The organism is Desulfosediminicola flagellatus (assembly GCF_005116655.2).
In the GTDB taxonomy this organism is placed as follows: domain Bacteria; phylum Desulfobacterota; class Desulfobulbia; order Desulfobulbales; family Desulfocapsaceae; genus Desulfopila; species Desulfopila flagellata.
In genome coordinates this window covers 936,923-950,650 of sequence record NZ_CP050698.1, presented here as the reverse complement: position 1 = coordinate 950,650, position 13,728 = coordinate 936,923, and the positions used below count along the sequence as shown (strand labels likewise).

The following is a 13,728-nucleotide window of genomic DNA, read 5'->3' as shown; positions in this document are numbered from 1 at the left end:
TGCATGTTGTAGGAGGTGTCAGAGCAGGTTTAGCCTCACTACCCAATTATGTTATGTCGAATCTGGATTTATACATCTTAATACTTACGAGTCCCCCACGATTAGAGAATTCGTAAGCATTAAGACTGCGCCTGCAGGAGTGAGGTGAAAATGTAGTACAGCTCATATCAAACAAGATTTCTAGCACTATCCTTGGCAATCTAAAAGAACACCTGCAACCCTGTCTTACAACGCAACATCAGTTAATTACGCTCTGGAATTGCAGATTGCAGTTGCAGGGCCCAACGCAAGAGGAGGCCGTAAACCTCTTGAACCGGCCCCTGATGCCAGAATCATCCCGAAAAAAAGCCCCTCCTACATGAATAATCGGAAAGCAAACCGTTTCTTATAGAGCAGAAATCGAAGAAACCGCATTCGTAGAATTGAAAACAATGCGGGAAAGAAAAAATTAGCTGTAATAGTCACGACTTGATCTGACAAACTCCCTGATGCACAATAAACGCTATTCTTTTGTCAGCGCATACTCTTCTACTCTTAGAGAGACTAACTTGCTTATCCTTGCAAACTCCCTAAGACCTGTCCATGCCCTATAATCACGTCCATCTGAGTCTGCTGCAAGTTCTATGAAGGCAATCATGTCGGTGAGAATTACAGTGGCACAATACAACTCATCGACATTTTCTAAAGGTCTGTTCTTCTCAACTATGCCCAAGGCTGAGTTTATTTAATCATCGTTAACACGACGCAAAACACTGGAGTTGTTGGTCAAGTTGATTTTGTTTTTCATTTCTTGCCCCTATTGAAAGGTTCTTTATCCATCCTCTTTTGACGCCAATCAAAAAAGGATGGTGCTGAGCAGGTTGGTGTTACCGGCCATAGGTCCGGCGAGCCCTAAGGCTCCCTCCTCAACCCGTCCAAATTGGAAGCAAGCTGAATTTCGGACACAATAATACCCACGCATTACATGTAACAATGGCGGGTTGTCCGCCTATGGAATTCGGGACGCCAATCCCGGTCACTGGATTTTGCCAGCGACATCAAAAGATTACGACATCAAGTAGACCCATGTAAGAAGATCTTTCACCGGTAGTTATGCACATTGTTACAGTGTAACAAATATTGTTCGTTTTTTTTCGACTGTCCTTAGTGCACACCCCTCAAAGTGATTGTTAGCATAAGCGTAGGTCTCTACTCCTCTACTCTACAAATCTGCAACCATGCCAACCATACTTGTAATATTTTGATCTTTCCCTGCCTGTGTCCCCTCCCTCTTACCGTCAGGCCAGTGTAACCTGATCACAGCCTTACATTGTCCTTCTCATAATAATGAGTGAGAGTGATAATGTTGAGTACATTCACAGAAAATATACGCTTTTAGGCACTGAGGTAGCATAATCACTAACAGCAGCAGATTTAAACAGAACAACCTTGCCACTTGAGAACAGGCTCCAAAACCACTGGTCTACCTCAACCGTGTTGTATTACTGGCTGTACTCTTCAAGATAATAGACGGGTTTCTTCTAATCCGTCGGTTATGAACCAGTAAGGTCTGTGAATCTCGTTTTTGATGATAGCGTTACCGGTCCCTCCTCCAATAGCATGACTATTTGACCAAACCCATACTAAATTACCCAATGACAACGTTATGGAGAAAAAGAATGAAACAGGAGATTTTCGAGATAAAAGCTCAGTTGAGCCGAATAGAAGCAATGCTTAACGAACTCTTGGCTCTACAAGCTGCATTTAAAAATAAAGAAAACAAAGCACGAGAAAGCCCCAAACCTCCAAACATGTCGCTTGATGATACGGCTAAAGCACTTAATACGTGGAGGAAGGAAAACGAAGCACAGGAGGATGGGAAAGAAAATATTCTGAGAATAAGAGACGTGGTGAAGAGAGTAGGTATGAGCAAAGCAACAATCTACCGTTTAGTCGATGCAGGCAAATTCCCAAAACAAATCAATATTGGAGTCAAGGCTACAGGATGGATCGAGAGTGAAGTTGACGAGTGGCTTTTGTCACTTATTGAGGGGAGGCAATAAACATTATCAAGGTAAGCGGCGTTTATTATTCGGTCGGTGAGTGGGCCTTCTCATTTCTTTGCGATCTAATGTTTTAAAGGTAGAAATCGAAATTCAATCTGGCGGCTTTTGCTGACAGGATTTGATTACATTTAACAGATATTCGAAGATTATCGCTCAGCACAGGACGTTGATACTGGCGTGTTATCAACCCCCACCCCTGACAACATTTTACACATACGAGAAGCATCCGAGGCCCCCTATTTAATAATACAGCCCAAGTGCACAGATACAGGAAACATCATAAGTCTGTCATGCGATAGACAGTTTCATCCAGCCAGTGCAAATCTCAAATCCAGTACGAACGTCTATTGTCGTGGTATCTTGCTTGTTGCCCTACAGACTATTCTTCTGTATAAACACTCCAATGTAAGCGTGATAACCTGTTAACCTGATAGCCAACAAAAAACGTGTGATCTATAGCCGAATAGTCCCTATCTTGTTGATTTCAAGTTGTCAGTTTTTTGTTCCTCTCTGGAGTTATTAGGAAACCAGAGAATTACTTGTTATGCACTTACCGAACCAGTCAATTTTCACCCGATTAAAATAAGGTTAACTATATGACCAGCACCCAACAATTTGACGAACTGAAACGACGCATCTGGCAGATTGCCAATGACGTGCGCGGCACCGTGGACGGATGGGACTTCAAGCAATATGTGCTTGGCGCACTTTTCTACCGCTTCATCAGTGAGAATTTTGCTCGCTACATTGAAGGCGGCGACGAGAGCATCCACTACGCCAAGCTTGGGGATGATGTCATCACGGATGATATTAAAGACGATGCCATCAAGACCAAGGGCTATTTCATTTATCCCAGCCAGCTCTTTGAAAACGTCGTCGCCAAGGCGAATGACAACGAAGATCTCAATACGGATCTGAAGGCGATCTTTACCTCTATTGAGAGCTCTGCCATGGGTTACGCCTCTGAGGAGGACATCAAAGGGCTGTTTGCTGACTTCGACACCACGAGCAACCGCTTGGGTAGGACGGTCAAGGATAAGAACAGTCGTCTCGCCGCCGTGCTGAAAGGAGTGAATGAACTCGACTTCGGACACTTTGAGGACAATGAGATCGACCTCTTCGGGGATGCCTATGAATACCTGATCGGCAACTACGCGGCCAACGCAGGGAAGTCGGGTGGTGAGTTCTTCACTCCCCAGCATGTTTCCAAGCTCATTGCACAGCTCGCCATCCACGGGCAGAAGAGCGTGAACAAGGTCTACGACCCAGCTGCAGGTTCCGGCTCCCTTCTTCTACAGGCGAAAAAGCACATGGACGATCACTTGATTGAGGACGGTTTCTTTGGTCAGGAGATCAACCACACGACTTACAACCTCGCTCGGATGAACATGTTTCTGCACAATGTGAACTACGATAAGTTCAACATGCAGCTCGGTAACACCCTGACCGAACCCCACTTCCGCGAGGATAAGCCTTTTGACGCCATCGTCTCGAATCCACCCTACTCGGTGAAATGGATTGGTAGCGATGATCCCACCCTTATCAACGACGAGCGCTTCGCTCCCGCCAGTGTGCTGGCACCCAAATCCAAGGCAGACTTCGGTTTTGTCATGCACTGCCTCAATTACCTCTCCAGTAAGGGGCGGGCGGCCATCGTCTGCTTTCCGGGGATTTTCTACCGGGGTGGGGCCGAGCAAAAAATCCGCCAATACCTCGTTGAGAACAATTTTGTGGAGACCGTCATCTCGCTCGCTCCGAACCTCTTCTACGGCACGACCATTGCCGTGAACATCCTCGTGCTCTCCAAGCACAAGACCGATACCAAGGTTCAGTTCATCGATGCCTCGGGGGAAGATTTCTTCAAGAAAAACACCAACAACAACCTGATGACCGATGCCCACGTCGCGGAGATTGTGAAGCTCTTCGACCGCAAGGAGGATGTGGCGAATGTTACCAAGTCCGTAAGCATGGGGAAAATCGCGGAGAATGACTTCAATCTCTCTGTCAGCTCCTATATAGAGACCAAGGACACCCGCGAGGTGGTCAACATCACAGAGCTAAATCAGGAAATCGAAGCCACCGTCACCAAAATCGACGGTCTTCGTATGGATATCGACACCATCATCGTGGAAATCGTAGGGGGTGAGGCTTGAACGAGAGCGCCTTCTTAGAAAAGCTGCTTGATGGAGCGGAGGTGGAATGGGTGCCGTTAAGGGCTCTCTCTCAAGTATTGAATGGATACGCATTCAAAAGCTCAAGATACACGGATTCGGGAATTCGGGTTATTCGTATTTCAGACGTCCAAAAAGGAAAAATGTCTGACAAGAATCTGAAGTTCTACCCTATTGATTCGAAATCTGAGATTTCCAAGTATCTGCTAACAAATGGAGATCTAGTAATGTCTCTCACGGGTAATGCTGGACGAGTTGCAATGCTGTCTAAAGCTGATTTGCCAGCAGGATTAAACCAGCGAGTTGCATGTATTCGAGCCCAAGAAGACCTTGTGTTAACGCGGTATCTTTTTCACTTTTTTGACCGGACATCATTTGAAAATGATGCAATGGCAAACGCCACTGGTGGAGGGCAGAAAAACTTGAGCACGCGGTGGCTCTCCTTATATCCCATCCCCATTCCCTGCCCAGAAAACCCTGAGAAATCGCTAGCCATCCAAGCGGAAATCGTCCGCATCTTGGACACTTTCACCGAGCTTACAGCCGAGCTTACAGCCGAGCTTACAGCCCGGAAAAAGCAATACAACTACTACCGCGACCAGCTCCTCACCTTCGAAGAGGGTGAAGTGGAGTGGAAGACAATGGAAGAAGTCGGTGAATTTATTCGTGGAAAGCGTTTCACCAAATCTGACTACACCGATAATGGCATTAAGGTCATTCACTATGGCGAAATTTACACTCATTATGGAACCTCAACCACTGAGGCTATCTCACAAGTCCGTCCTGAACTTGCACCAACATTAAAATACGCAGAGCCAAAAGATGTCGTCATCGCAAGCGTAGGGGAAACTGTTGAAGAGGTTGGTAAAGCGGTCGCATGGTTGGGAAATGAAAAAGTCGCTATTCACGATGACAGCTACGCATTCCGTTCCACCATGAATCCGGTATTCATCTCTCACTATATGCAAACGGCTCGATTCACATCTGAAAAAGAAAAACACGTGAGCCGGGGGAAAGTGAAAAGGCTTTTAATAAAAGGCATTTCAAAAATGTATATTCCTATTCCATTCCCAAACGATCCCGAGAAATCTCTCGCAGAACAATCCCGCATAGTTGCCATTCTCGACAAGTTCGACACGTTGACACACTCCATCAGCGAGGGGCTCCCTCGGGAAATCGAGCTGCGACAGCAGCAATACGAGTACTACCGCGACTTGTTGCTGGATTTCCCAAAACCTGAACCTCAAACGGAGGGAGTTGCCTAAGATGAGCCAGACTTTGAGAGAAATCGCCGAGCAGCTTCAGGAGAGTGATAAAAAAGTGCAGCTGATCTACGCCTTCAATGGAAGCGGCAAGACACGTTTGTCACGTGAATTCAAGGAACTGGTCTCACCCAAACTCACCACTGACACAGAGGGTGATGGAGAGGAGGAAGCTGATCCGTCGCATCTCAAAATCCTTTATTATAATGCGTTCACCGAGGATCTCTTTTATTGGGATAACGACTTAACCGAGGATGTGGCTCCCAAACTTATCATTCAGCCAAATGCCTTCACCAACTGGACTCTAGTCGATCAGGGGCAGGATCAGAATGTCATCACCAATTTTCAGCGTTATACCAGTGACAAACTCACACCGGAGTTCAATGGAGACTTTTCAGAAGTCACTTTCTCCTTTGAGCGTGGGAATCAGGAGCAGGAAGACAACATCAAGCTATCGAAGGGAGAGGAAAGCAATTTCGTCTGGAGCGTTTTCTACACGCTTTGGGATCTGGTGGTAGAAACACTGAATATCGCCGAGGTGGAAGAGCGGGATACTGACCAGTTCAATCACTTGAAGTATGTCTTCATTGACGATCCAGTGAGTTCTCTTGATGAGAACCACCTCATTGAGCTGGCTGTCAATATCGCGAGCATCATTAAACATAGCGAAAGCGAACTGAAGTTCATCATCACCACGCACAATCCACTTTTCTACAACGTGTTGCATAACGAGCTCAGAGGTGCGAAGAAGTATTTGCTCAGGAAGGAGGAAGACGGCGGTCATACACTCGAAGACCAAAAGAGTGATTCCCCCTTTGCCTATCACCTTTATTTGAAAAGCGAACTGGAGACAGCCATCCAAACAGGAAAGATTCGCAAGTATCATTACAATTACCTGAGAAATCTCTTGGAGAAGACGTCTACCTTTCTGGGGTATGAAAAATGGGCCGATTTGCTGCCCAGAACCGAGGGTGGAAGAACGAATCCTTACGAAACGCGGATGATTAATCTTTTCAGTCATTCCAAGCATTCTGCGGAGGAAGTCACAGAGCTTGATGATGACGATAAGCGAATGATGGGATTTCTTGTCAGGAAAATCAACGAGACCTACCGCTTCAAGTCAGCGGCTGGCCAGCCCGCCGAAACAGCAGGATAACGCATCATGATCAATTACAACACCATCGCCGAAACCAAGCACTTCATCGTCCTCGACCGCTATCATCGGGATCTTGTGCTCAAAGAAGACTACCAGAGCGAAGATGCCTTGGAGCGGGAATTTATCCGGGATTTGGAAAACCAGGGCTACACCTACGCCACGGATATCCGTACGCCCGAGGCGATGCTGGCCAATGTCCGTGTCCAGCTTGAAGAGCTGAATGATGTGCGATTCACAGAGGATGAATGGAAGCGATTTGTAGAGAAGTATCTAGACCCGGCCAATGAACACAGCACAGACAAGGCCCGTAAAATCCATGAGGACTACATCCATGACTTTGTCTTTGATGACGGACACATCGAAAACATTTATCTGCTGGATAAGAAGAATGTGCTCAACAACAAGCTGCAGGTGATCAAGCAGTTTGAGCAAGCTGGCAGCCATGCTAATCGGTACGATGTCACTATCCTTGTCAACGGGCTGCCCTTTGTGCAGGTCGAGCTGAAAAAGCGCGGGGTGGCGATCCGTGAAGCCTTTAACCAGGTACACCGCTACAGCAAAGAGAGCTTCAATTCGGAAAACTCCCTCTATAAATATCTGCAACTGTTCGTGATCTCCAATGGCACGGACAGCCGCTACTTTGCCAATACGACGAAGCGGGATAAGAACAGTTTCGACTTCACCATGAACTGGGCGAAGGCGGACAACTCGCTGATCAAAGACCTCAAGGATTTTACCGCGACATTTTTCCAGAAACACACCTTGTTGGAAGTGCTCTTGAAGTATTCCGTCTTCGGTGCGGACAACACTCTGCTGGTGATGCGCCCCTACCAGATTGCTGCGACAGAACGTATCCTCTGGAAGATCAAGAGTGCGCATCATGCAAAGAATTGGAGCAACACTGAGGGTGGCGGCTTCATCTGGCACACCACCGGATCAGGAAAGACCCTCACCAGCTTCAAGGCGGCGCGTTTGGCCACCGAGCTGGATTTCGTCGATAAGGTGTTCTTCGTGGTGGATCGCAAAGACCTCGATTACCAGACGATGAAGGAATACCAACGATTCTCGCCCGATAGCGTCAACGGCTCCGAGAACACGGCGGGGCTGAAGCGGAACATGGAGAAGGATGATAACAAGATCATCGTCACCACTATCCAGAAGCTCAACAACCTGATGCGGGGGGATGGCGACCTTCCCATCTACAACAAGCAAGTGGTTTTCATTTTCGATGAGTGCCACCGCAGCCAATTCGGTGAGGCGCAGAAGAACCTGCAAAAGAAGTTTAAGCGATATTACCAATTTGGATTCACGGGCACGCCGATCTTCCCTCAGAACGCCTTGGGTGCCGAAACGACCGGAAGCGTCTTCGGGCGGGAGCTGCATTCTTACGTGATTACCGATGCCATTCGTGATGAGAAGGTGTTGAAGTTCAAGGTGGACTACAACGACGTGCGTCCCCAGTTCCAAACCATCGAGACCGAGCAGGATGAGAAGAAGCTCACCGCTGCGGAGAATAAGCAGGCATTGCTCCACCCAGATCGTATTCGTGAGATCTCAGGCTACATCCTCAAGAATTTTCCCCTGAAGACGCATCGTGCGCACATGGGGGCGAAGGGCTTCAATGCCATGTTTGCTGTGAGCAGTGTGGATGCAGCCAAGGCGTATTATGAAACCTTCCGTGAGCTGCAAGGTGAAGTCGAGGAAAAGAAGCGTCTCAAGGTAGCCACGATTTTCTCTTTTGCTGCCAACGAGGAACAGGATGCTGTGGGCGACATTCCCGACGAGAGCTTCGAGGTGGTCGCTATGAATAGCAGTGCCAAGGAGTTCCTCGATGCTGCCATTGGCGACTACAACGCAGCGTTCAAGACGAACTACGGGGTCGATAGCAAGGGTTTCCAAAACTACTACCGCGACCTGGCCCAGAGGGTGAAGAAGCAGGAGGTGGACTTGCTGATTGTGGTAGGGATGTTCCTGACAGGCTTCGATGCACCGACTCTCAACACGCTTTTTGTCGATAAGAACCTGCGTTACCACGGACTCTTGCAGGCTTTTTCACGGACTAACCGGATTTATGACACCACCAAGACCTTCGGCAATATCGTGACCTTCCGTGATCTGGAGCAGAGCACTGTTGATTCGATCACTCTATTTGGCAATGCGAACACCAAGAACGTGGTGTTGGAAAAGAGCTATAAGGAATACATGGAGGGTTTTACCGACATCGCCACCGGAAGGAATTTGCGTGGTTATGTGGAGGTAGTGAACGAGCTGCTAGTGCGCTTCCCTGAACCGAGCAAGATCGAGAGCGAACAGGATAAAAAAGACTTTGTGAAACTGCTCGGAGAATACCTTAGGGTCGAGAATGTGTTGCGCAACTACGATGAGTTTACCGGCCTCAAAGCCTTGCAAGAGGTTGATCTGGAGGATGGGGAAGCGGTCGAGGAATTCAAAGCGAAGCACTACCTGAGCGACGACGATCTGGAGGCAATGCAGAAAATCGTGGTTCCGTCTGAGCGACTGGTGCAAGATTATCGATCCACCTACAATGACACCCGCGACTGGTTAAGACGGCAGAAGGATGCTGAGCAGAAAGACAAATCGACCGTTGATTGGGATGATGTGGTTTTTGAGGTGGATCTGTTGAAATCCCAAGAGATCAATCTCGATTACATTTTGGAACTCATCTTTGAGCACAACAAGAAGACCAAGAACAAGGATGACCTCATCGATGAAGTGAGAAGGGTGATCCGAGCCAGCATTGGGAGCCGGGCAAAAGAGAGCCTGATTGTTGACTTCATCAATGAAACGAATCTAAACGACATCGGAGACAAAGCGAACGTGATCGATGCGTTCTTCAAGTTTGCCCAAGCTGAACAAAAGCGCGAAGCCGAGGAGCTAATCCAGACCGAGGCCCTGAATCAAGAGGAGGCAAGACGTTACATCAAGGCGTCCTTAAAGCGCGAATTCGCGACCGAAAACGGCACGGCACTCAATGCCACACTGCCCAAAATGAGCCCGCTCAATCCGCAATACAAAAAGAAGAAGCAAACGGTCTTCCAAAAGATTTCAGCCTTTGTGGAGAAGTTTAAAGGGGTTGGTGGAGATATATAGGCGAAGCAATGAATGTGGAAAGCAGGCATGTCCAGGCGCTGTGTCAGATAGAATCTTGATTTCTACACTTAAAATTACGTTACACTGTAACGCTTATCAGAATCTATAAGTGCCTTTTCAATTATTTGGCGCTTAGTTTTTCCTGAAGTTTTGCATCCTCTACCTAGGTAGGCTGCAGGCTGAGGACAAAGCATTACTTGTAGCCCTTCAGGGTCTTTGAGCGCCTTTTCTCTATATCGTCGTTGCCTTTATACGTTGGTTTTTGCATGTTATTGAACCGTTACAGTGTAACGAGAAACGTCTTTCCATTAAAGTCAACTTTGTGAACGTTGCAGTTTAATAATATTACTGGATTCGGTCTTGGTCTCTTGCAAAGTCTGCATAGCAGTCTTTACGGTATTGTCATTCACATGGCTATACCGCATGGCCATAGCTAATGTTTTATGACCAAGGACCTTAGCAATCACCATGCTCTCAACGCCTGAATTAGCCATCCAACTAGCTGCAGTATGTCGAAGTGAATGGAATCCTAATTTCAGGCGACGATCTGTAACGCCTTCATTAAAGCCAAGACTATCAACAGCTCGAGGGAAGGTATTGGAAATCTTTTGTATTACTCCATTTCCACTTTTATCAGGAAAGACCAATTCACCGGGTTCCCCCTCATCCATCTCCTTGAACATCTCATGTATCTCATCAAGCATGTGAACTGTGCGGCTCTCCTTATTCTTCGGATCAGCTACGAAAATAGTCCTTCGGTCAAGTCGAACATGCTGCCACCTCAAACCAGCAATTTCACCAAACCTCATCCCGGTGTATAATGATAGAGTTGCCATCTGATAAGTCTGAGGAGATATTACAAACAATACCCCCAACAACTGCTCAGCCTGCTCTGCTGTGTAGTACTCTTCACGCTGATTGTTCAGTTTTAACTTCTTCAGGAAATTATCAGTGCATTTGACTCCTGCGTATAGCTCGTGCTCAATAGCATAGTTGTATATCTGTCGCACAACCTCTTTAATGGTCTTAATAGTCCTCGGAGCACGACCAGCTTTCTCCATTCTTTTCTGAATTCGCTGCAGGTCAAGTAATTTAATCTCATCTAGTTGTTTAGAATGAAGATCAGACTCTAGCCACTTTCTGTAAAAACCTGCACATTCACGAGTAGCACGAGTATCTGGCTTTGATTCGATGTATTCGCTAAAAAGATTACCAAACACTGTACGATTGAGTTTCTCTTGCTTCTCAGCTTCAGCTATTTGAGCTTGCTCCTGGATTAGCAACTCATGCTCACGATCATGTAGTAAATCTTTATAAGTAAATGGTGGAATCTTAACCTGACGATTCATCTTTAGCCGGAGAGCAATTGCCTGTATCTCATTCGGGCCACCGGGAAATTCATCTTCATATCCATAAACATCAGTAATAACTTTCCCCTTAAATTTGAACACAGCAGTGTAATATCTAACCGGTCGTTTATTTCGCCCTACTCCTGTCTTTCTGGTTGCGTGCTCTCGATAACGTAAACCGTATCGACCGTCCTTAATCCACTGCATGAATTACACCCGAGTTTAAAAGAAGAAAATTGCAAGCGCACCTTTTTGTACAACCCCTGTACAACCTTTTGCGTGAAACAAAATGACGCCACGTGAATTGAATTACCCAGAACACATTGTTTTGTCAACACATATGCATTCAAGTGATGTCATGTGAAATCTTAAACACAGGCTTCGAACCTGGGTGTCGGCGGTTCGAATCCGTCCGGGTGTACCAGTTATTTCAGGCCCTTACAGTAATTATTCTGTAAGGGCCTGTTTCGTTTATACCATTCTGGGTTTCTATATTTATCTCGGCATTCTTCACCATATAAATCTCCCCAAATCAGTACGTCTAAGCTGAACACATTCAGTTGTTCTAAGTTTACCCTCAAAAGTCATTTCAAAAATTTTCCAGTAAAGCTTAATCAACCAATATGATGACAATCAGGGAGACATAGGATCCTGCATATATATCAGTAAGAATCCTTTTAAAGGATATCACTTATAATATAGCTATATGGAATTTTAGGAGAAACGGAAAGTACTACGATGTTAAGGTAATCCTCAGATTAGCAGAAAAGGTATGGTCAACAGCATTTATAGCAAGTAAAAACGTTCCAAAATTCACCAGGGAATGATCTACGTAATAGCAATCCCTGCTGGTCCAATATTTACTTCCACGTGAAACATCGAATGGCCTACGTTTGATGATTTAGTTAGCCTGATATTCAGCTACTATCATTTCATGGTTTTGAGGAGTAATTTTAATATTGTCATTTGACTCAACAAAATGTTCTCCGGCATTCTTTATAACAAGTTTTCCCTGTGTAGGTTTTGTAATATTAATAGTTAAATTTGATGAAACGTTTTCTTCTACTATTGGGATATATATAAATCTGATCGTCTCATTGTCTATGACATTCTCTTGTTGATAATTAATTTTGAAAATGTCTTCTTGCTCACAATTTCTGATAGAATAATATTCAACATTATAAACGGTTGTATCCTTTGCAACATCACCAACCACCTCTGCTAACTCATTATTTTCAATAAGATATGCACCATTCAACGTCAAATCGCCACAAGAAGCTGATATTTTGATTGATTGCGCGAAGTCGTTTATTGTTTGATTTTTATCTTTCAAAATTGGTATTTTTACAACAAATTCGCTATCATCTACTCCCGAATTGTTTCGACTGTAATCAAAAATAAACTCCCCGGAAATTGAGCTATAGTGTTTTCCTATTTGGATTGTTATATCCTCATACTTCTTTTGCAGTATTCTGCTTGAATCATTTTTTTGTAGATGAGGATTTGAATATGAAATTTCGAAGAAACTTAACAATAAACACAATAATAATAACATCATTAAAGACTTATATCTTATTACATCTCCCCATTCATGACGGCAAGCTAAACGGCGAGTCTCAACGAGACTGAGTGGAACCAAATGGAGCAGTGTTGAACGCCTGGTTAAAACCTTAACTTCTTCTTTTGTTTTAATTAGTCGCACTAACTTTTCACCTCCAAAAAATACATTTTACAATCATGTCAAACATTAACAACCACTTATTAAGCGGGACGTATAAAAGCAAATACTCTAGTAGAGATTAAATAATTTCAGAACAATCACTCAATCGTAAATTGAGATAGTATCAATGTCGGCTAATCATGTTACGTCTTAATATCAGGCCACTTTTCCCCGGAAATATGGTTGCCGATGTACTTTCAGAATCAATTGCAATGTAATAGTCCAAATTTCCTATACTGAAATATCACAAATGCTGCTCGCTACTGCGGATCAGGAAACACAAAAAACTCTTAGATTCCCCTTGCACTACATGACCTTCCAGCACCATATCAAGTCCTGTGATCTATGTCCGTCCAGCCCATTACCTAACACTTAAGTTCATCCTACATTTTATGTCAATCATAAAAAAATCAACATGCTAGATCAAGTACGATAGATCATCCGCTAATTTATGTTCACACACATTTAATATCAAATAATGAACCCACCGTTTTTATTTATTTTTTTAGAGAAATGATAAAGACTTCACCTTCGTGATTGACGCAGCCTTTTCGTTATACATGAACACCAATTGTCACGTATATATTTGATACAACGAGATAAAAAACGAAAACATACCCTTGGGCCAAAAATAATTACCCCGACAAAGCTTACTCTTCATATTTTGAAATTTATTGAATATTCGAATTTCAGTCCGGCCTTTTAGAGTGTCAACGAAATTCGAAATCGAAACCTTTAGTGGAACTTTGCCAAGCAAATGCACATGATCCAACGGGACACGTAGTTGTACTATTTCAGTTCCTTGTTGTTCAGCACAATGCTCTTACACAACGCTCTGTTTCCTTGACCACTTCACCGGCAAGTATCTTGAATCTGTAATTTGGAAGAGACACTATGCGATACTGGCAGTGCCA

At 44.9% G+C, this 13,728-nt stretch carries 8 protein-coding genes and 1 tRNA gene; 6 read left to right on the top strand and 3 right to left on the bottom strand.

Annotated elements, in window-relative coordinates:
• The first annotated feature begins 1,658 nt into the window (after positions 1-1,658).
• The 5 genes from FCL46_RS03985 to FCL46_RS03965 all read left to right on the top strand — a co-directional run bounded on the left by FCL46_RS03985 (position 1,659) and on the right by FCL46_RS03965 (position 9,745).
• Positions 1,659-2,042, top strand: coding sequence for a helix-turn-helix transcriptional regulator (locus FCL46_RS03985; RefSeq protein ID WP_228723325.1), 384 nt, complete (start codon positions 1,659-1,661; stop codon positions 2,040-2,042).
• Between the two features lie 599 nt (positions 2,043-2,641).
• Positions 2,642-4,198, top strand: coding sequence for a type I restriction-modification system subunit M (locus FCL46_RS03980; RefSeq protein ID WP_136810006.1), 1,557 nt, complete (start codon positions 2,642-2,644; stop codon positions 4,196-4,198).
• Positions 4,195-5,481, top strand: coding sequence for a restriction endonuclease subunit S (locus FCL46_RS03975; protein WP_136810007.1), 1,287 nt, complete (start codon positions 4,195-4,197; stop codon positions 5,479-5,481). The genes FCL46_RS03980 and FCL46_RS03975 overlap by 4 nt, the downstream gene beginning before the upstream one ends.
• 1 nt (position 5,482) lies before the next feature.
• Entirely contained in the window at positions 5,483-6,634 is a 1,152-nt protein-coding gene (locus FCL46_RS03970) for an AAA family ATPase (RefSeq protein WP_136810008.1), read from the top strand.
• Positions 6,635-6,640: 6 nt separating this feature from the next.
• Entirely contained in the window at positions 6,641-9,745 is a 3,105-nt protein-coding gene (locus tag FCL46_RS03965) for an HsdR family type I site-specific deoxyribonuclease (protein ID WP_136810009.1), read from the top strand.
• A 314-nt stretch (positions 9,746-10,059) separates the two neighbouring features.
• Here FCL46_RS03965 and FCL46_RS03960 read toward each other — a convergent pair whose 3' ends face one another.
• Positions 10,060-11,301, bottom strand: a complete 1,242-nt coding sequence (locus tag FCL46_RS03960; RefSeq protein ID WP_136810010.1) for a tyrosine-type recombinase/integrase — start codon at positions 11,299-11,301, stop codon at positions 10,060-10,062.
• 135 nt (positions 11,302-11,436) lie between these two features.
• On the opposite strand from FCL46_RS03960, the gene FCL46_RS03955 reads away from it, so the two are divergent.
• Positions 11,437-11,518: transfer RNA gene (locus FCL46_RS03955), tRNA-OTHER, on the top strand.
• Positions 11,519-11,995: 477 nt separating this feature from the next.
• Here the strand turns inward: FCL46_RS03955 and FCL46_RS03950 are convergent.
• Together FCL46_RS03950 and FCL46_RS28695 are read right to left on the bottom strand one after the other, a co-directional pair.
• On the bottom strand, positions 11,996-12,796 hold the full coding sequence (locus FCL46_RS03950; protein ID WP_136810011.1) for a hypothetical protein: 801 nt from the start codon (positions 12,794-12,796) through the stop codon (positions 11,996-11,998).
• Positions 12,797-13,388: 592 nt separating this feature from the next.
• Complete coding sequence (locus tag FCL46_RS28695) at positions 13,389-13,577, bottom strand: transposase (protein ID WP_420811261.1); 189 nt, start codon at positions 13,575-13,577, stop codon at positions 13,389-13,391.
• Between the last annotated feature and the right edge of the window lie 151 nt (positions 13,578-13,728).